This is a genomic window from Streptomyces lincolnensis, from assembly GCF_001685355.1.
GTDB classification, from domain to species: Bacteria; Actinomycetota; Actinomycetes; order Streptomycetales; family Streptomycetaceae; genus Streptomyces; species Streptomyces lincolnensis.
Genome location: NZ_CP016438.1, coordinates 1,709,783 through 1,728,721 on the forward strand (window position 1 = coordinate 1,709,783; position 18,939 = coordinate 1,728,721).

Genomic DNA, 18,939 nt, shown 5'->3' on the forward strand with positions numbered 1-18,939 from the left:
CACGACCAGCCGTAGGAAAAGACGGGCTGTGTGCCGTGCGGGACGGTGTTGCCTTTGGGGTCAGATGCCAAGCATGGTGTTGAGGTCGTCCAGGGACTTCACCGTCACGTAGTCGTAGCCGTGGGTCACCGGATCGCAGCCACGGTCCAGCAGGACCAGATTGCGGAAGCCCATGTCGTGCATCGACTGGTGGTCGTAGCGGGTGTGCGAGGCGACGTGCACGAAGTCCTCGGGGGACGCGTCGAGCTGGTCGAGCATGTACTCGAACGCGGCATAGCGGGGCTTGTAGTAGCCGGCCTGCTCCGCGGTGAAGACCGCGTGGAAGTCCGCCCCGAGCCGGGGCACGCTCTCGGCGAGGAAGGAGTCGTCCGCGTTGGAGAGAATCACCAGCTTGTAGTGCTCGCCCATCTTCTTCAGCGGCTCCACCACGTCCGGGTGGGGCCCCCAGCTCCGGATGCCGTCGGCGAACCGCTTGCCCGCGTCCGGCGCCGCCTTCACACCCCACTTGCGGCAGACCCGCTCGAAGGAGTCCTGCAACACCTGCTCGTACGGGTAATACTCGCCACGGACCTGGTCGTAGCGGTAGCCGCGGAACTCCCGGACGAACTGGTCCCACTGCTCGGCGGGAATCTGGTCGCCGACCAGCTCGTACGTGATCGGGTTCATCGGCCACTCGATCAACGTGCCGTAGCAGTCGAACGAGACGTACTTCGGGCGGAACTGCAACGAGGGAATCCTGTTCATGAAGAGTTCCGATCTTTCTCTGAGGGAAGTTCGAGTTTTTCAGGCATGCCCATGACGCACTTGCCGGAGTTGGGCGATGACGTCGTCCAGGCTTACGGCCAAGGCGTGCTCGACATTGATCCAGTCGTCCTTGGCGTGACCGAGGAGGTACTCGCGCCGTTCGGGTGCGCGCTCCGCTCGCCAGTTGGTGAGGAGCGCGCGCAGTGTGAGTCGTGCCAGTGCGGCAATCGGGAGCAGCGGAAGTTCCGAGTCCTTGATCGGCCGCGTGCGTTGGTAGCCGGCGACGAGAGCGCAGGCCTCCCGCCAGGGATGATCCGGCGTCCTGGCGAGCAGGTTCGCCATGGGAACGGCGGGGTCGAAGATCACCGCACTGCGCACCGTGTCGCCGAAGTCGATGACACCGGTGATGAAGTGCTCGCTCTTCGGATCCACCACGACGTTGTAGGGGCTGAAGTCCCCGTGGATCACCTGTGCTTCGAGATCGCTCAGCCTCGGGACGACGTTTTCGCCGAAGAGCCGGAAGACCTTCTCAGCCAACTGACGGTGCTCGGGGTTCGACGTGTGCTCGACCAGTTCGGTGAGCTGGTGGAAGTGCCGGATGTCCCAGGCCAGACCTCGTCGGTCCGCCGGATGCGTGAACGTCCTGAGCGCCACGTCGACTCGCCCCAGCATCTCGCCCGCCTTGGCGAGCCGCTCGGCGTCCGGGCTCACCATGGCCAGGATCTGGCCTTCGACGAAGTCGAACACCCGCAGGACCCGAGGCCTGCCGTCGTTCAACCTGATCGTGACATGGTCGTCTCCGTCGGCGGTCAGCTTCACCCGCTGGACGGGCAAGTGCGGAGCGGTACTTTCGAGGTGGCGCATCGCTGCCGTCTGGAGGGCGACAACCGCCTCCGCCTCGTCAGGCGGTGAGACCTTCACGAGGTAGCTGCTCGAGTCGGTCCCGAGTCTGAACGTGTCGTCCTTCTCGGTGGCCAGTCGCTCCAAGCGCCCGGTGAGGCGATAGTGCTCCTGGAGCAAAATACTCACCAGCATCACGTCGATGGGCTCGTGGGACGACGTCAGGCCGCTCTCCTGGAGGAGCCGCTGTGCATAGTTCGTAGCTGGTGAGGTGTTCACGGTCAGTCCCTTCGGCCGGCCTTGTTACAGACGGTTCTTCGCGACCTCGGCGAAGGTCTCCAGGAATCGGGTCACATCGGCGGAGTCGAAGGCCAGCGGAGGGCGGATCTTCAGGGTGTTCGCCGAGGGGCCCGTGCCGCTGATGAGAATCCGGCGGTCTCGCATGTCGTTGATGACGTCGTCGGTCAGCGCGCGGTCCGGCTCGAGGGTGCCCCGGTCCTTCACGATCTCCACGCCCACGAACAGGCCGGCGCCGCGCACTTCGGCGACGTAGGGGGAGTCCTTGGTGATCTCCCTCAGCCCGGCGCGCAGAGCGTCGCCGCTGGTCAGGACGCGCTGCTGCACGTTCTCCTTCTCCAGGACGTCCAGCACCGCGGCGCCGGCCGCCACCGGGATCGAGCTGCCGCCGAAGGTGTTGAAGTAGCGGACGTTGCGTCCGAACTCCTCGCTGACCTCGGGGCGGAAGACCACACCCGAGATCGGAATTCCGTTGCCCATCGGCTTGCCCATGGTGACGATGTCCGGCACCACACCGTGGCGGGTGAAGCCCCACATCGACTCCCCGAGCCGGGCGAACCCCGACTGCACCTCGTCCGCGATGTAGACGCCGCCGGCCGTGTGCACCTCCGCCACCACGGCCTGCATGTATCCGACGGGATCCGTGAAAATGCCGTCGCTGGAGTAGGCGCAGTCGGTGATCAGCGCGGCCAGCCGGTAGCCGTGGCGCTCCAGGTCGTCGATCGCGCCGCGCACCTGCTGCCGCATGTGCTCGGCGAGCGTGGATCCGGGCGCGACGAGGCGCGGGTCAGGAGCATCGATGAACCGGACGTTCGGGCCCAGCGGTGAGCCTGCGCCCAGCGTCGGCGAGAAGCTCGCCACCTCCCGGGTGAGGCCGTGGTAGGCCCAGCGGGTGACGATGATGCCCTCGCCGCCCGTGTGGAACCGGGCCACCCGCACCGCCAGGTCGTTCGCCTCCGACCCGCTGCACGCGATGCTCAGCTTCGACAGCTCCTCGGGGAAGGTCGCCAGAAGCCGCTCCGCGTAGTCGACCAGGGCCTCCTGGGCGTAGCGCGTGTTGGTGTTGACCGCAGTCATCTGGCGGGCGACCGCCTCGGCCACGTGCGGGTGGGCGTGCCCGACACACGGAACGTTGTTGTAGGCGTCGAGATAGTCGTTGCCGTCCCGGTCGATCAGGTGGGCCCCATGACCGGAGACGAACTCGACCGGCTCCTTGTAGATGAGCGTGTACCCAGGGCCCAGCACCTTGTCGCGGCGCTGGATGGTCTCCTGGAGGTGTTCGGGGAGTTCGCTCAGTATCCCCGGATCGAACCTGTTGGGGTAGTGGGCGAGAGCCCGACTGATTGTCGAAGTCACGGCAGGCACACCTTCAGTCTTTGTCCGGGGATGCTGGCTGCGTTGGCCGAAATCGTAGCATAATTTATCTCAGTTTCAACGTGAGACTAGAAGCTTCCTGCTCCCGCATTCTCGGCATCCCGGCAGGCCCCCGCATGCGGGATGAGGGGCGTTTCCGTCATCGCAATCTCGCCGCGACGGCCCCTGGAGCGCCGCCAATCCGGAGCGGGCAGCGCCTGTTGGGCACGCCTCTGGCTCGCCGCCGGGCCGGCGCGAGCCGGCATGTGTGCCGAGTGGGAAAGAGGGAGTCGCGTCCGTGGATCGTCTCGGACGAACTGTGGTCGCTATCGAGCCGTTGCTGCCCGAGCCGGGTCCGAAGGTGGTCGAGGGTAGGCCGCGGGTCCCTGACCGGCGGGCCTTGTGCGGGATCCTGTTCGTGCTGCATACCGGCATCCAGTGGGAGTACCTGCCACAGGAGCTGGGCTTCGGCTCGGGGGTGACGTGCCGGCGGCGCCCAGCCGCCTGGAACGAGGTCGGCGTCCGGGACGAACTGCACCTGGTGCTGCTGAAGAAGCTGCGGGCGGCGAAGAAGCCCGACTGGTCGCGGGCGGTGATCGATTCCTCTCATGTCCGGGCGGCCCCCGCAGCGGCCCGAAAGCGGTCCCAGCCCGGTCGACCGCGCACGGCCGGGCAGCAAGCACCACGTCCTCACCGACGGCCGGGGCATCCCGCTCACGGTGTCGCTGACCGGCGGCAACCGCAACGACGTCACCCAACTCCTGCCCCTGCTCGACAAGGTCCCGGCAGTCGCCGGTGTCGTAGGCCGCCCGCGCCGGCGTCGGCACAAGCCGCGTCGTCAGGCGTGCGTGTTGGCTATATACAGGTCAAGTGGTGGGGCGCAGTGCGAGGTTGTAGTAGCGGATCTCCTGGTACTCCTCGAGTCCCTCGCTGCTTCCCTCGCGTCCGAGGCCGGACTGCTTGACCCCGCCGAACGGTGCGGCCGCGTTCGAGGGAACGCCCTGGTTGATGCCGACCAGTCCGGTGGCCAGGTGGTCGGCCACGTTGAAGGCGCGGTCGAGGTTCTCGGTGAAGACGTAGCCTGCCAAGCCGTGCTCGGTGTCGTTGGCGCGGGCGATGGCCTCGTCCTGCTGGGAGAAGCGCTGGATGGCGGCGATGGGACCGAAGATCTCGGTGTGGGCGAGGTCGGCGTCAGCCGGTACGTGGTCCAGGAGCGTCGGTGTGAAGAACGAGCCAAGGTGGCTGGGGGCCGAGCCGCCGGCGAGGAGGTGTGCGCCGCGGGAGGTCGCGTCCTCGACGAGGCCGGTGAGTCTCGTCACGGCGGTGTGGTCGATCACTGGGCCGAGCCCCACACCGGGGGCGAGTCCGTTGCCGACCTTCACGACGGCCAGTCGCTCGGTGAGGGCTTCGACGAACGCGTCGGCTATGCCGTCCTGGACGAAGATGCGGTTGGCGGCAATACATGACTGGCCGCCGTTGCGTATCTTGGCGGCGAACGCGCCGTCGACCGCCCGTTCCAGATCGGCGTCGTCGAAGATCAGCAGCGGGGCGTTGCCGCCCAGTTCCATGGAGCTCTTCAGTACGTTGTCCGCAGCCAGACGCAGCAGGACCTTGCCGACCGCGGTCGAGCCGGTGAAGGACACCTTGCGCACCCGTGGATCGGCCAGAACGGCGGTGCTGAAGGACGGAGCATCGGTCGTGGTCACGACCTGCACCAGGTCTTCGGGCACACCGGCTGCGACTGCGAGTTGGACAGCGAAGATCGTGGTCAGAGGCGTATGAGGCGCGGGTTTGATGACCACGGGGCAGCCGGCGGCGAGCGCCGGGGCGATCTTGCGGGTGGCCATGGCGAGCGGGAAGTTCCACGGGGTGATGAGGACCGACAACCCCACCGGTGCGCGCCGGGTGAGCAGACGGGCCCCACCGGCCGGAGCGTCGCGAAGGTTTCCGCCAGGGCGTACCGCTTCCTCGGCGTACCAGCGGACGAAGTCAGCACCGTAGGAGATCTCGGCACGGGCCTCGGCGAGCGGCTTGCCCATCTCGCGGGTGATGAGCAGAGCGATCACCTCGGCGTTGCTGAGGATGAGGTCGTGCCAGGCGCGGAGGATGTCGGCGCGGTGCCGGGTGTTGGTGGCAGCCCAGGAGCGGCCGGCTGCGTCGGCGCGGGCGACGGCGTCGAGGGACTGGCGCGCGTTGAAGTCGGGGACCTGGGCGATCACCTGGCCGGTGGCCGGATCATGGACGTCGAAGGTGCGGGTCACGCCCGGTACGGCGAGGTGGAGGTTGGCCAGGACCTTGTCGGAGTCGGCGAGAACAGCGGGGTCGGCGTCGGGAAGGGTGCGCATGGTGGTCACTTGGCTTCCTGGGCGGAGAGACGGTGTCGATGGCGGCCATAAGCTGCCGGAACTCGTCGTTGGTGGAGATGAAAGGCGGGTTGATCTGGACAGTGTTGCCGCGCAGGTCAGAGACGGGCGCGCGGCAGGCTGCGGTGGAGCACGGAGTGAATCTGGTTCTTCGCGCGAATGCACTGACGCATCAGATGAGCGCGCCGCATGGTCACCCTGCGCAGCGTCTGGGTGCGCTCGTCCGCCAGCCACCTGCCTAAAAGGAAGTCTGTGGCCAGTAGCTGGACCAGGATTTCGCGCGTCGACCTTGTCGGTACGGTGGACACGGACGCTGACCGCGACGAAGCGCTCCAGGCCCTTGGCCGAAGCCCTCACCGGAATCGGCTGTCAGGCACCCCGGACCCGGGGGCGAGCATTCGATCCACATCGGCCCGGTCGCCGCCCGCGGGCCTGGACATGGGCCACTCGTCACGGCATCGGCGTCACACCGGCCAAGGCCCACACGCGCGCCGAAGGCGACGGCTTTGACCGGAGCAAAAGCCGGGCGGCCACGCTGCCGAACCGCTGCCGCAGGTCCGTGCCCTGCTACAGCACCCTTTCGAGGAACGCCTGGGTTCGTTTCTCACGGGGATTGCCCAGTACTTCACGGGCGTCGCCGCGCTCCACCGCGATGCCTTCGTCCATGAACAGCACCTCGTCGGCGACCTCGCGGGCGAAGCCCATCTCGTGGGTGACGAGCAGCATGGTCATTCCGTTGCCGGCGAGGTCGCGCATGACGGCGAGTACTTCACCCACGCGTTCCGGGTCCAGCGCGCTGGTGGGTTCGTCGAACAGCATGATGGTGGGTTCCATCGCCAGCGCGCGGGCGATGGCCACGCGCTGCTGCTGGCCGCCGGAGAGCTGGGCGGGGTACTTGTGGCCGCACCCGTCGAGGCCAACCCTGGCCAGCAGTTCTCTCGCCCGCTCCCGGCTGGCCGCGCGGTCCTTCTTCTGCACGAGCACCGGTCCGGACATGACGTTGCTTTCGGCGGTCATGTTGGGGAACAGGTTGAACTGCTGGAAGACCATGCCGATGCGGGCGCGCTGCTCGGCCAGCCGTTGCGGGCGGACGGCGTGGTAGGCCTGGTCCTTCTCGACGTAGCCGAAGTCCTCCCCGTTCACCCGCAGCACACCGCGGTCGACGGTCTCCAGCCCGTTGATGCACCGCAGCAGTGTCGACTTGCCGGATCCGCTCGGCCCGATGATGCACGAGATCTCCCCGGCCGCCACGGTCAGGTCGATGTCCCGCAGGACCTGGTGCTGTCCGAAGCTCTTGCACAGCTTGCGTGCGACGATCGTTCCGTCGGCGTTCACAGCAGGGACTCCCTCGTGGTGGGAACTGGCTGGCCGGCCCCGGGCTCGGCCGAGGCGGCCGCCGGGGTCAGCTGTGCCCGGGTCGAGCGGGAGAAACGGCGCTCGATCATGGACTGCGGCACGCTCAGCACCAGCGTCATGATCAGGTACCAGAGGCTGGCCACTATCAGCAGCGGAATCGTCTGGTAATTGCGGGCGTAGATCGACTGTGCGCTGTTCAGCAGGTCGGCGACGCCCAGCACGCTCACCAGCGAGGTCTCCTTGAGCATGCCGATCACCTGGTTGCCGGTGGCCGGAATGACCGCCGGCATGGTCTGCGGAATGATCACATGGCGGAGCTTGGTGAACCCCGACATACCCAAGGACTCCGCGGCCTCGTGTTGTCCGCGGCTGACCGAGGCGAACCCGCCGCGGATGATCTCGGACATGTACGCGGCCTGGTTCAGCGTCAGCCCCACGACGGCCGCGGTCATCGGGGTCATGATCGCGTTCACGTTCACCGGCGTGGAGATGTGGGTGAACGGGATGCCGATCGAGAGGTGCGGGTACAGGGCCGCGATGTTGAACCAGAAGATCAACTGCACGAGCACCGGGGTACCGCGGAAGAAGGTGATGTAGAGCTGGGCGAGCCCGGAGACGGGTCGCTGCTGCGACATGCACATCACGGCCAGCAGCAGCCCGAGCAGGGTGCTCAGCGCCATGCTGACCGCGGTGAGAACAAGCGTGACCAGCAGGCCGTTGAGAATGGACTGGGTGGTGAAGTAGCTGAACACCACCGGCCAGCGATAGTTCTCGTTCGTCACCGCGGTTGACACCAGACCGACCACGATCGCGATCGCGGCGGCCCAGGCGACGTAGTCGCGCGGACGTTTCGGCGTGATCCGCTTCTTTTCTTCGGCCAGTAGTTGTGACACCGGTCGGCTCCTGGTCTTCGTCTCGATCTGATCCGTGGACATGTCAGTCCTGCGGGACGGCCATGGCCGCGGTCTTGATCCCGAGGTCCTTGAAACCCCAGCGGCCCAGCGCCTGGGCGTACTTGGGGCTGTCGATGATCGACTGGATGGCAGCCTGGACCGCGGGGGTCAGCGACGAGTCCTTCTTCAGCGCGACGGCCACGGTCTTGGTGGCCACCAGGGGCTTGAGGACGTCGAACGTCTTCGGCTGCTGCGTGGCCGCCCACTGAAGCCCGGTGAAGTCGTACATCACCGCGTCGATCCGCTTGGACACAAGCTGGGTGAGAGCGTCGTTCACGCTGGGCAGCGTCACCGCGTTGATGGCCGGCTTGCCCTTGCTCGTACAGTCCTGCTTGGACAGCTGGGGCAGCCACTGCAGCTCCGCGGTGCTGCCGGACTGGACACCGACACGGTGCCCGCACAGCGTGTGGGTACCCAGGCCCTGCGGATTTCCGTAGGGGACGGACACTCCGGTCCCGGCCTTGAAATAGTTGATCATGTCGAGCACCTTCAGCCGGTCCGCGGTGGCACCCATGGTGGACGCCGTGAAGTCGTACCGGCCGGCCTGCAGTCCAGTGATGATGGTGTCGAACTTGACGTTGTTGAACTGCAGCTTCAGACCGAGCTTGGCGGCGATCAACCGGGCCATGTCCGGGTTGAACCCGATCGGCGTCTTGTTGTCCGACGCCATGAACGTGGTGGGCGGGCTGGTCAGGTCCATGGCCACCGAGAGCGTGCCCTTGGCCTTCACCGCCGCGGGCAGCAGCTTCACCGCCTTCGCATCCGGCTTCACACCGACCGAGATGTCATCGGTGTGCTCGGCCGACGAACCGGAACCTCCGCCCTGCGCCGCGCCCTTGGACCCCACGTCCTGCGCGGTGCCGCCCGCTCCACACGCGGCGAGCGCGAGGGCCAGGGCCGTCGTGACAATCGGGACGCTCAAGTGTCTTGTGATTCGCATGGGTTTACTCCTTACAAACGGGGAAAGCGCGCTGGGAGCCGCTCAGATCCCGGATGGGTGGCTGTTTGGAACTGGCTGGGGCGATCCGGAACTCGTCAGACTGGGCGTTGGGCCTGGTGGGGTGCCGAGGGCATTCGCTCATCGCGTCGACCGGACCTGCGGTTCGCGACCTGCACGTACGACAAGGGCAGGGGTGTTCAGAAGGCGGTGTATCCGCCGTCGACGGGGAGGACTGCTCCGGTGATGTACGTCGACTCCGATGATGCGAAGAAGAGGGCCGCGTCGGCGACTTCTTCGGGGGTGGCGAGGCGTTGGAGCGGGATCTGGGTCTCGCGCTCGCGGCGGTAGGCCTCCGGGTCGGGGCTGCGCTGGATCGCCGTTTCGATGACCGGGGTGGCGGTCAGACCTGGGGCGACGACGTTGACGCGGATGTTGCGCGGGGCCCATTCGATCGCCGCGCCCTTGGCGAGCATGATGAGGCCTCCCTTGGCGGCGGAGTACAGGACTTCCCCGGGCTTTCCGACCATGCCGAGTCGGGAACTGACGCAGACGAAGGAGCCTCCTTCGGGGGGCATCAGCGGCGCGAAGTGCTTCATCACCAGGAACGCGCTGAGCAGGTTGCTGTCGAGCACGTTCTTCGCGTCGTCGTAGGGCATCTCGGTGAGCGGGCTGCTGGCCTGGAGGCCGTGGTTGATGACGACGACGTCGACGGTGCCGAGGGACTCGGCGGCCTGGTTGGCCAGGGCCTCGACGAACGCCTCGTCGTTGAGGTCTCCAGGGACGTACAGGTCGTCGGTCTGGGCGGTGTCGAGTTGCTCCCTGCGGCCGGTGAGCAGCAGTCGCGCGCCCTCGCGGCGGAAGTGGGAACTCACCGCCTGCCCTATGCCACTGCTGGCACCGGTCACCAGGGCCGCGACGTTCTTGAGTCTCATGTCAGGCACTCCTTTAGAAGAATGCGGCGGCTCGGGTACGAGGTCTCTCGTCCCGGGGCCGGTCAGCTGAGGAATCCGCGGGCGTCGACCGGCCACCGCTGCAGCGACGTGCCCGTGCTGTCGGTGACGATCAGCTCCTCGAAATTGACGACGACCGGGCAGACGTGGTTCGGCACCACCGGCACCACGGTGCCGACCCTGGGGCGGAACTCGCCCGCGGGCAGCGCAAGGAATCCGTGGTACTCGTTGAGCTTGGACAGGAAGGCCTTCGTGCCGGCGACCCGGCCGTAGCCGCGCTCGATGCTGCCTTCGCGGCTGAGGGCCTTGGTGCCCGCGTCGAGGATGACCTGCTCGGGCACCCAGTCGCTGACCACGGTGGCGGCGACGAACAGCGCGATCTGATCGTCCGTGCAGGCGCCGAGCCGGGCGTTGTTCAGGTCCCCGAAGACGTACTCGCCGGGACGGATCTCAGTGATCACGCTGCTGGTGGAGAACTCGACGGTGGGTGTGGAGCCGGCGCTGACCACTTCGGCGGTGATCCCGACGCCGTCGAGGCTGCGTACCGCGGTGGTCAGCGCGGCATCCTGATCCCGCGCGGCGCGCTCGCGAGCGTCGGGGCCGGAGCTGCCATGACCTGGATAGGTGAAGACGCCCACCGGCACCAGGCCGCGCTTGCGGGCGGCGAGCGCGAGGTCGCCCGCTGCCTCGGGCGGCGCCCCGGAACGACGGGCACCACAGTCGACCTCGACCACGACCTGCAGCCGGTCCGGTTCGTCTCCCATCGCGTCGGCGAGGGCCTCGATCGCCGCGGCGTTGTCGACGCCGACCCGCAGCCGGGCGGACTCGGCGAGCCGGCGGATCCGTCTCCCCTTCGTTCCCGCGGGCCAGACCGGGTAGGCGAGGAAGATGTCGTCGAATCCGGCCGCGGCGAAGACCTCGGCCTCGCCGACATTGCCCGCGGTGATTCCGACCGCCCCGGCCTCGATCTGCCGTCGGCCGATCTCCACACACTTGTGTGTCTTGACGTGAGGCCTGACATCGAGGCTCTGCTGAGCGGCGAAGCGCTGCATGCGGTCGATGTTGTCCTGCACGACGTCGACCAGCACGATCGGCGCGGGGGTGTCGACCCGCTCGACCAGAGCGTCGAGTGCTCGCTGGAGCCGGTTCACGCTGCACTCCTCTTGCTTGTGTCTGGGAATTGAGCGAGGGGCGCGGATGTCGGCTCCCTCGAATGCCGCATGTGCGTGGCGGGCGCAACGGCACGCGCGCTCGCGCTGCACGGACGCCGTACCCGGCCCTACACCGCGGTGCAGACCATCTGGATCTCGACCGGACTGTTGAGCGGCAACCCGGCGACACCGATCGCGGTGCGAGCGTGCCGTCCGTTCTCGCCCAACACCTCGATCAGCAGTTCACTGGCCTCATTGGCGACCCGCGACTGCAGACCGAAGTCCGGCGTACTGGCCACGAAGACCAGCATCTGCACGATCCGGACCCTGTCCAGATCTCCCACCGCCTGCACAGCGGCGGCAAGGCAGTTGAGTACGGCATGGCGCGCGAGCTCCCGCGCCGTCTCCAGCTCCACGTCCCGGCCGACAATGCCCTGACCCAGCAGTTCACCGTCCCTGTAAGGCAGTTGGCCCGAGATGTAGATGCTGGACCCCACCGTCCGCTGGTCCACGTAGTACGGGTTCTCACGGAGCTCGGGAAGGGCCAGACCCAAGGCCTGGAGCCGATCGGAAGCCGAGCCGGTCTGTGCTACCGAGGCCACGCGCCCGCTCACCGTGCCACCGCCTTGGACGGCACAGGCCATGGAACCTCGCAGTCAGCTGCGAGAACCCACATCGTGTGATTTGTGATCATCTGCACTCGGTCACCCTCTCGAGCACCTGTGGCGACAAAGTGTCGCATGGTGGCTTAAATCAGCCACTCTTATTGTCGTTTGTCGACCATAGGGCTGCCTGTTGAACACTGTCAACAAAAACTTCAGCGCCGAGCACAAGCCGGGAGCGCCGCGTGCGGACCCATCCGCTGCTGCCGGAAACAACGGCCGACACCGCAACCGCGCTCGCCGGTCCATCCCGGCGTGGGCGAGATTGTGCAGCGCACCCGTCCACATGACGGTCGCTGACGGCGGCCGATTCCAGGGCGATTGACACGGACGCCGACCGGATCGCCGAACAACGCGCCGACGGTCAACCACACGCCCACGAGATCCTTGAATGCCACGACTCGCCCCGCTGTACAGGGCTGGCAGTTGCCTCCGAGCTCGGGCCGGCCTCGCCGACCGCATATCCGCGCTTTCGCCCGGGGTGCCGAAGCCAGGGCCCGGCCCGGCCGCACTGGGGCATGCTCGACGAACTCGGCGGCATCAGCGCACCGGCCGGGTCACGGTGCCGCGATCGAGTCCGTCAGAGCGCGCGGGGGCACCGACTCGGACGGAGTCCGACCGATCCTGACAAACATGGGAGGCGCCCAGGACTCCGCGCAGCTACCTCGCAGCCGTGAACGCCCCGTCGCCCCGACCCGTCCCACCGCGCCGGCGGCCGGCGCCCTTCATACAAGATCCGCTACACGATCGCGTTGACGGTGCGAGCTTGATCCTGGCCCTTCGGCATGGGCCTACAACGTCACGATGAGGAACGGGCCCGGACCTGAACACACGCGGCATGGCTTCATACGTGCCGGTGCGTCGGTTCTCCCGCATCTCCCGCCTGGGCTCGCAGCCCCATGGGGAAATGGGCAGCCAGTTCCTGGCGGAACGCGTCGGTGTCGCCTTCCAGGGCAACCGTGGCCAACTTCTCATGCTCGACGACCAGTTGATGCGGGTTGTCACTGTAAGTACGGTGATCGACGCTGAGATAGAGGCGCAGCTTGGTCTCCCAGCCGTTCCAAAGCCCCTGCAGGATGCCGTGCCCCGAGAGATCGTAGAAGAGCCTGTGGAAACGAAGGTGGGCGTCGATGCTGGCCGGGATGTCGTCCTTCTCCATCGCCCGACGGAGATCCTCGACAGTCTGCAGCAACTGCGGCCGCTCAGGACCACGCAGCGCTTCGGCCGAGAGCTCGGCGGCGTAGGGTTCGACATGCAGCCGGACCGAGTCGATCTCGGCGACCTCACGAGGGCTCACCTCTACGACGAACGCCCCACGGTAGGGGATCTTCACGACGAGCCCCTCCTCCTCCAGCTTGGTCAGCGCCTCGCGCAGCGGGGACCGGCTGATCCCGAGATCCGAGGCGATGTGCGCCTCGCGCAGCTGGCCACCAGGAGGTACGGTCCCGTCGAGGATGGCCGCCCGCAGTGTGCGATAGACGCCCTCCGGCGTCGTCGTCCGCTGCTCCTGCCACTCGAACTTGTGGTCCACCCCGCCACCCTCCCTAACCACTTGTCGACCACTTGGTCGTTTGTCGACTATACCTCTGCCGGGTCGCCCCCACGCTCAAGTCGCTTCCCCGGCACGGAAACTCCCTGAACCTCGGGCGGTCGACGCCGGGATCACGTAAGGCACCCCTCAGACGCCTGTTGACAGTCGAGGCCATTTGGTCGACAATCGACCGAACGATGGTCGACAATCGACCAGGTTGCTCGGACTGCTCCGCTGAAGCACTAGGAGGACCAGTGGGATTCGACGTCAAGCCCAAGTTCGTGACGTTCGACATGAACGGAACGCTGATCAAGTTCAGCATCAACGACACGATGCGTGAGGTCCTGGGCGACCGGCTGCCGCCCGAGATCGCCGATGAGTACCTGCGGATCTGCAAGGCGTACCGGATCGACGAGTGCACGGGCGCGTACCAGCCGTTCCACCAGGTCGTCGCCCGCTCCATGGAACGCGCCTCGCGCAAGGTCGGTCTCGAGTACCGCGAGGAAGAGGCGCGGGCAGTGTACGAGACCATCCCCACCTGGGGCCCGTACCCGGGCGTCACCGAGGCGCTGAACCGCCTGGCCGAGGCGGTCCCGCTGGTCATCATCACCAACAGCGACACCGCGCATGCCGTGCGTCTCGCGGAGAACCTCAAGGCCCCGTTCGAGGTTGTCATCAGCGCCGAGGAAATGGGCGTCTACAAGCCGCGCCTCACCGCATTCGAGTACATGCTCGACAAGCTCGGCGTGACACCCGACGAGCTCGTGCACGTCTCCGCGAGCCCGATGTACGACCTGCGCTCCGCGGCCATCATGGGCATCAAGAACAAGGTGTACGTCGACCGCGGCTTCGAGCAGGACGAGCACTGGCTCGGCTACGAGCGGATCACCGACATCGCCGACCTCCCGGTCCTCTTCGGCCTGCCGCGCCCCTGACGCCCGAGAGGAGAACCGAGGAAAAGGTGCGCAGCGAGGCGGTGGCGGCATGAGCCTGCCCCTGCCGCAATCCGTCACGGGCGACTCGGCTGCGGAAAGGCTCCGAGCCCTCCACCTCTCCGGCCAACTTCCTTTCAAGGGCGGCGAACTGCTGGGCCAGGGCGTCGTCGGTCGGGACGTGTAGCTGGAGACGGCGCGGGAGCTCGCGCGCCATGCCGCGCTCAACGCGCTCGCCGCCGCGGTACAGGCGGTCGGCGACCTGTACCGGGTCCGGCTCGTGCAGATGCTGGTCTTCGTGGCCGGCACGCCGGACTTCGGTCTGCAGTCACAGGTCGCCAACGCGGCCAGTGACTGCTCATCGAGGTACTGGGCGAGAACGGCCGGCACGCCCGCACCGCGATCGGTGTCGCCGGGCTCCCCCTCAACCCCCCTGTCGAGATCCAGATGATCTGCACTGCGGTCTAGCGACGAGCCGATGGTGAGCGGCGGCGGTGAAGGCTTCCACAGGCACTACGTGAGGGGCGGATCCCAGTCCGACGCGCCGCCGCTGCCGAGGAGATCGCCGACGCCGTCCTCCGCCTCGCGTCGTCGGAGTCCTCCTACCTCAACGGGGCACCCCTCTCCGTCGACGGCAGCTGCACCGCCTTCCAGCCCCGCCCCCGGCCCCAGACACAGAAGAAGGACGCACCATGAACGCCCATGCGGCACCACCGCGAAACGGAGAGCTCGGCTTCTGGGTGGCCGGGCTGGCCGACAAGAGACCGTCGTTCCCCCGCTTCACCGGCCAGGACTCCGTGGACGTGGCCATTGTCGGCGGCGGCTACACCGGCCTCTGGGCGGCGTATTTCGCCAAGAAGATCGAACCGTCGCTCTCGGTCGCCGTCTTCGAAGCCGAACAGGTGGGCTACGGCGCGTCAGGACGCAACGGTGGCTGGCTCTCGGCGATGCCCCCGGGGAACCGTGCCACCTTCGCCCGCGCCGGGGGCGGGCTGGAAGCGAGCCGGGCACTGCAACAGGAATTCGTCGCCGGCGTCGACGCGGTCCTGGACATCCTCCAGGCCGAGGGCATCGATGCCGATCAGCACAAGGGTGGCGCGCTCGTCGCCGCCCACACTCGGGCAGGGCTGGGCCGGCTGGTCACCAGGCGTGATGCCGACCTGAAGTACGGGCTGACCGACGACGAAGTCCACATGCTCGACCGGGACGAGTTCCGGAGCCGGATCGACATCTCCACCGTCCACGGCGGGCTCTTCTACAAGCACTGCGCCCGATTCCACCCCGCGAAACTCGTCTACGGCCTCGCCGACACCCTGACCTCCATGGGGGTAAGGATCTACGAGGGCAGCCGAGTGGACAGTGTCGCGGACAGGACCCTCACCTTGGCCGACGGACGCGTCAGCGCGGCCAGGACGTTCATCTGCACCGAAGGCTATTCGGGACAGCTGCTCGGCAGCCGGACCCTGATCCCGGTCAACTCCTCATTGATCGTGACCAGGCCCCTGCCGGATGAGGCGTGGCAGGAGATCGGCTGGGACGGGCTCCAGTGCCTCAGCGACTCCGCGCACACCTTCATCTACGCCCAACGGACATCGGACGGCCGTATCGCCATGGGGGGCCGCGGTGTCCCCTACCGCTTCGGGTCCGGCACGGGGGGAGCCGGTGCGACCGCCCAGTCCACCATCGACCTGATATCGCAGAAGCTCAGTACGTTCTTCCCGAGCATCCCCTTCGAAGTGGACCACGCCTGGTCAGGAGTCCTGGGCGTCACGCGGGACTGGAACGGCGGCGTGCACTGGGACCCGGCATCGGGGATCGGATCGTCCACCGGCTACGCCGGACACGGCGTCACGTCGGCCTACGTCGGCGGCAGGACTCTCGTGGAGCTCGCCTTCGAGAAGCAAACCGAACGGACCACCCTTCCCTGGGTCGGCTACCGGGCACGGAAGTGGGAACCGGAACCCATCCGCTGGCTGGGCGTTCACGCCATGTACCGGCTCTTCGGTGTTGCCGACCAGTGGGAAGAGCGCAGGGGTTCCAGCAAGACCTCACTCCTGGCCAGAATCGGCAGCAGACTCGCCGGACTTCACGAGTAAAGAAAAGGCAACTGCTCTCATGGACGCAAAACTCGCAGTCATCGGCTTGGGCAGCATCGGAAGCATGGCCCTGTGGCAGGCCTCCCGACTGTCCGACTCGGTAGTGGGCTTCGAGGCCGCCACCCCCGCCCACGGCCGCAGTGCCGTGGGCGGGGACACCCGCCTGTTCCGCATGATCTACTTCGGGAAGCCCGACTACTACCCCATCATGGAACGCTCCCGCGGCCTCTGGTCCGAGCTCGAAGCGGAAACCGGGCAGGAGATTTTCACGCCCACCGGAGGCCTGACCATCGGGACGGCGAACAGCAGTTTCATCAACAGCCTCCTCGAGACAGCGCGCATCACCGGAGCCGAGCACGACGTTCTCAGCCGGGAGGAGTTGGCGGAACGCTACCCCCAGCACAACCTCCGCCCCGACGACTGCGCCATCTATGACCCCCGCGCCGGCGTGCTGCGCACCGATCGCGCCGTCAGCGCCGCCGTCGCGGCGGCCCAGGCCAACAGCGCCACCATCCTTCAGAACACACCCGTGGACAGCATCACCGAAACCGCACACGGCGTGGTCGTCACCTCGGGCGACAGAACCTGGACGTTCGAGAAGGTCATCGTCGCCTCCGGCGGCTGGTCCCGAAAGCTCATGCCCGACCACCTCAAAGCCGTCACGGAAACCCATCGGATCGTCCTGACCTGGTTCATCGCCCAGGACGGCACACAGTTCTCACCGGAGAACTTCCCCGTCTTCAGCCGGCAGTACGACGACCGCTCCATGTACGGCGCACCCGCCGTCGACGGCGTGACGGTCAAGGCATCGGTGGACGCACCGCTGGACGGGCGCGGAAGGGCAACCCCCGACCCGGACTCCGTGTCCAGGGAACTCACCCGGGAAGAGGTCGAGAAGGTCACCGAGATCGTCACCGAATTCCTTCCCGGCCTGACCCCCACCATCGTGCGCGCCGACGCCTTTCCCGAACTTTTCACCGAGGACAGGCATCCCCTCCTCGGCTGGCTGGCTGAGAACAGCAGGATCTACTGTGCCACCGGATTCTCCGGAAAGGGCTTCAAGATGGCGACCGGCTATGGCCACATCGCCGCACACGAGGCGCTCGGCAAGCAGACCATCGAAGGCTTGGACTTCGTGCGTCCGGACCGGTTCAGGACCACGTAGCCCCCTTGATCGCCACCGTCGGAAGACAAGAACCCGAACCGTGAGAACACCCTGCCGCAGGCTTCTGGCCGGCCTGCTCCTCGTTCCCCTCCTCACCGGCTGTTTCGCCTCCCGTGAGGACGTCTCGTCGTCCTCCGGCCCGTCGGGCTCCGCGACGGGAGCCCGGCTGCGCGTGGCGCTGGCCTTCGCACCGACCGAGCAGTACTCCCCATACGGCCAGGACGCCTTCATCATGTCCCGGTTGGATGTCTCGGAGGGACTGACCAAGCTGGACGCCAACGGCACCGCGATCCCCGCGCTCGCCGAGTCGTGGAGCAGCGACAAGGACGACACAAGCTGGGTGTTCACGCTGCGGCACGCTACGTTCCAGGACGGCACCGCGGTCACCGCCGAGGCCGTCGCCTCCGCACTCAACCACGCCGCCCGCGCCGAGCCGACGCCCACCGCCCTGACCGGCGTGAGACTGAGCGCCGAGGCCGAGGGCGGGGACCGGGTGCGGGTCGGACACCGGCACCGCCGACCCGGTGCTGCCGCTGCGGCTGTCGAACCCGAGCATGGCGGTGTTCGCCCCGAAGGCGTACGAGAAGAACGGCACCGTGAACCCCGTCGGCACCGCCACCGGCCCCTTCGAGATCACGAAGATCACCGGTGACACGGCGGCCACCCTGAACCGCTTCGACGGCTACTGGGACGGCCTCGCCCAGGCCCCCGGCATCGACGTCCAGTTCATCGCCGACGGCACCGCCCTCGCCAACGCCCTGCGCACCGGCCAGGTGGACATCGCCCAGGCGATTCCCGTCTCGCAGATCGCCTCGCTGGACAAGGACACCGTCCACGAAACGGACACCGCCCGCGACACCAGCCTGTACCTGAACACCAGGTCCGGCCCCTTCACCGACCCCGGACTGCGGGCCGCCGCGCGCGCGGCCATCGGCACCCCCGTCATCGCCAGGCAGGTGTACGAGGGGTACGCCGAACCCGCCAAGGACCTCTTCGGCCCCGCCCTGCCCTGGACGGCCGGCAAGCGCGTCGCCCCCACCGGACGGGCCGAGGCCACCAAGCCCGACGGCAGGACCGTCACCATCGCCACCTACGCCACCCGGCCAGAGCTGCCCGAGGTGGCCCAGGTGCTGCAACAGGACCTGGAGAAGGCCGGATTCAAGGTGAAGCTGGTGGTGCGCAGCGACTCGCAGGTCGAAAGCGACATGCTGGCGGGGAAGTACGACGCCGCCGTGACCTCACGCAACATGATGCTCGACACGGGCGACCCCGTCTCCGTCCTGGCCAGCGACTTCACCTGCCACGGCACGTACAACCTGTCGCAGCTGTGCGACGGGAACGTCGACCGGCTCGTCGCCGCCGCCCAGGCACAGTCCGACACCGGCAGGCGGCAGGACGCCGCCATGAAGGCCGAGGCGGCGATCCTCGGCACCGACGCCGTGATCCCCCTCGTCCACGTGCAGGCCGTCCTGGGCATCGCCAAGTCGGTGCAGGGCGCGCTGTTCAGCTGGGACGAGCGCCAGTACGTGGGAACAGGAACCCGGCGCTGAACGGCACCTCCGGCCGCTCCGGCGGCCCGTCCGCTCGGTCCACCGCCCTGCGCCCT

Annotated in this window: 15 protein-coding genes and 2 pseudogenes; 6 read left to right on the top strand and 11 right to left on the bottom strand. The window is 67.4% G+C overall.

The genetic code is table 11. The features are described from left to right. Positions 1–60 precede the first annotated feature (60 nt). From SLINC_RS07490 to SLINC_RS07500, 3 genes are read right to left on the bottom strand one after another with little or no spacing between them, the layout of a single operon-like run. On the bottom strand, positions 61–744 hold the full coding sequence (locus SLINC_RS07490; protein ID WP_067428188.1) for a haloacid dehalogenase type II: 684 nt from the start codon (positions 742–744) through the stop codon (positions 61–63). 39 nt (positions 745–783) lie between these two features. Then, entirely contained in the window at positions 784–1,863 is a 1,080-nt protein-coding gene (locus tag SLINC_RS07495) for a phosphotransferase (protein WP_225988276.1), read from the bottom strand. Between the two features lie 24 nt (positions 1,864–1,887). Continuing rightward, positions 1,888–3,237: an aspartate aminotransferase family protein gene (locus SLINC_RS07500; RefSeq protein WP_067428191.1), complete on the bottom strand. Its 1,350-nt coding sequence runs from the start codon at positions 3,235–3,237 to the stop codon at positions 1,888–1,890. 272 nt (positions 3,238–3,509) lie between these two features. On the opposite strand from SLINC_RS07500, the pseudogene SLINC_RS45725 reads away from it, so the two are divergent. Continuing rightward, a pseudogene (locus tag SLINC_RS45725) lies at positions 3,510–4,070 on the top strand (IS5 family transposase); the annotation flags it as partial. Positions 4,071–4,100: 30 nt separating this feature from the next. Here the strand turns inward: SLINC_RS45725 and SLINC_RS07505 are convergent. The 8 genes from SLINC_RS07505 to SLINC_RS07545 all read right to left on the bottom strand — a co-directional run bounded on the left by SLINC_RS07505 (position 4,101) and on the right by SLINC_RS07545 (position 13,140). Further along, entirely contained in the window at positions 4,101–5,579 is a 1,479-nt protein-coding gene (locus SLINC_RS07505) for an NAD-dependent succinate-semialdehyde dehydrogenase (protein WP_067445134.1), read from the bottom strand. A 585-nt stretch (positions 5,580–6,164) separates the two neighbouring features. After that, positions 6,165–6,932 (bottom strand): amino acid ABC transporter ATP-binding protein, encoded by a 768-nt coding sequence (locus SLINC_RS07515; RefSeq protein WP_067428196.1) that lies wholly within the window; start codon positions 6,930–6,932, stop codon positions 6,165–6,167. Continuing rightward, positions 6,929–7,888 (bottom strand): amino acid ABC transporter permease, encoded by a 960-nt coding sequence (locus tag SLINC_RS07520; protein WP_211292754.1) that lies wholly within the window; start codon positions 7,886–7,888, stop codon positions 6,929–6,931. The genes SLINC_RS07515 and SLINC_RS07520 overlap by 4 nt, the downstream gene beginning before the upstream one ends. Position 7,889: 1 nt before the next feature. Then, positions 7,890–8,846 (bottom strand): ABC transporter substrate-binding protein, encoded by a 957-nt coding sequence (locus SLINC_RS07525; protein WP_067428198.1) that lies wholly within the window; start codon positions 8,844–8,846, stop codon positions 7,890–7,892. Between the two features lie 197 nt (positions 8,847–9,043). Next, the gene (locus tag SLINC_RS07530) at positions 9,044–9,778 is read right to left on the bottom strand and encodes an SDR family NAD(P)-dependent oxidoreductase (RefSeq protein ID WP_067428200.1); all 735 of its coding nucleotides are present in this window, start codon (positions 9,776–9,778) and stop codon (positions 9,044–9,046) included. 62 nt (positions 9,779–9,840) lie between these two features. Beyond that, the gene (locus SLINC_RS07535) at positions 9,841–10,947 is read right to left on the bottom strand and encodes an alanine racemase (RefSeq protein WP_067428202.1); all 1,107 of its coding nucleotides are present in this window, start codon (positions 10,945–10,947) and stop codon (positions 9,841–9,843) included. Between the two features lie 128 nt (positions 10,948–11,075). Then, positions 11,076–11,561: a RidA family protein gene (locus SLINC_RS07540; protein ID WP_225988277.1), complete on the bottom strand. Its 486-nt coding sequence runs from the start codon at positions 11,559–11,561 to the stop codon at positions 11,076–11,078. 892 nt (positions 11,562–12,453) lie between these two features. Further along, complete coding sequence (locus SLINC_RS07545; protein ID WP_067428206.1) at positions 12,454–13,140, bottom strand: GntR family transcriptional regulator; 687 nt, start codon at positions 13,138–13,140, stop codon at positions 12,454–12,456. 254 nt (positions 13,141–13,394) lie between these two features. Between SLINC_RS07545 and SLINC_RS07550 the strand changes: the two genes are divergently transcribed. The 5 genes and pseudogenes from SLINC_RS07550 (at position 13,395) to SLINC_RS07570 (ending at position 18,883) form a co-directional block, all read left to right on the top strand. Beyond that, on the top strand, positions 13,395–14,075 hold the full coding sequence (locus SLINC_RS07550) for a haloacid dehalogenase type II (RefSeq protein ID WP_067428208.1): 681 nt from the start codon (positions 13,395–13,397) through the stop codon (positions 14,073–14,075). 558 nt (positions 14,076–14,633) lie between these two features. Further along, a complete protein-coding gene (locus tag SLINC_RS45730) occupies positions 14,634–14,768 on the top strand; it encodes a hypothetical protein (RefSeq protein ID WP_237282065.1) in 135 nt (44 codons plus the stop codon). Further along, positions 14,765–16,168: an NAD(P)/FAD-dependent oxidoreductase gene (locus SLINC_RS07560; protein ID WP_067428210.1), complete on the top strand. Its 1,404-nt coding sequence runs from the start codon at positions 14,765–14,767 to the stop codon at positions 16,166–16,168. The genes SLINC_RS45730 and SLINC_RS07560 overlap by 4 nt, the downstream gene beginning before the upstream one ends. After that, the gene (solA, locus tag SLINC_RS07565; RefSeq protein ID WP_225988278.1) at positions 16,077–17,333 is read left to right on the top strand and encodes an N-methyl-L-tryptophan oxidase; all 1,257 of its coding nucleotides are present in this window, start codon (positions 16,077–16,079) and stop codon (positions 17,331–17,333) included. Before SLINC_RS07560 ends, solA begins: the two co-directional genes overlap by 92 nt. 40 nt (positions 17,334–17,373) lie before the next feature. After that, positions 17,374–18,883 (top strand): annotated as a pseudogene (locus tag SLINC_RS07570) (ABC transporter substrate-binding protein). Positions 18,884–18,939 lie beyond the last annotated feature (56 nt).

Bases quoted from the DNA above. Each gene is read 5' to 3' on its own strand.
- SLINC_RS07490 (WP_067428188.1), bottom strand. From the start codon at position 744: ATGAACAGGATTCCCTCGTTGCAGTTCCGCCCGAAGTACGTCTCGTTC.
- SLINC_RS07505 (WP_067445134.1), bottom strand. From the start codon at position 5,579: ATGCGCACCCTTCCCGACGCCGACCCCGCTGTTCTCGCCGACTCCGAC.
- SLINC_RS07520 (WP_211292754.1), bottom strand. From the start codon at position 7,888: ATGTCCACGGATCAGATCGAGACGAAGACCAGGAGCCGACCGGTGTCA.
- SLINC_RS07525 (WP_067428198.1), bottom strand. From the start codon at position 8,846: ATGCGAATCACAAGACACTTGAGCGTCCCGATTGTCACGACGGCCCTG.
- SLINC_RS07530 (WP_067428200.1), bottom strand. From the start codon at position 9,778: ATGAGACTCAAGAACGTCGCGGCCCTGGTGACCGGTGCCAGCAGTGGC.
- SLINC_RS07560 (WP_067428210.1), top strand. From the start codon at position 14,765: ATGAACGCCCATGCGGCACCACCGCGAAACGGAGAGCTCGGCTTCTGG.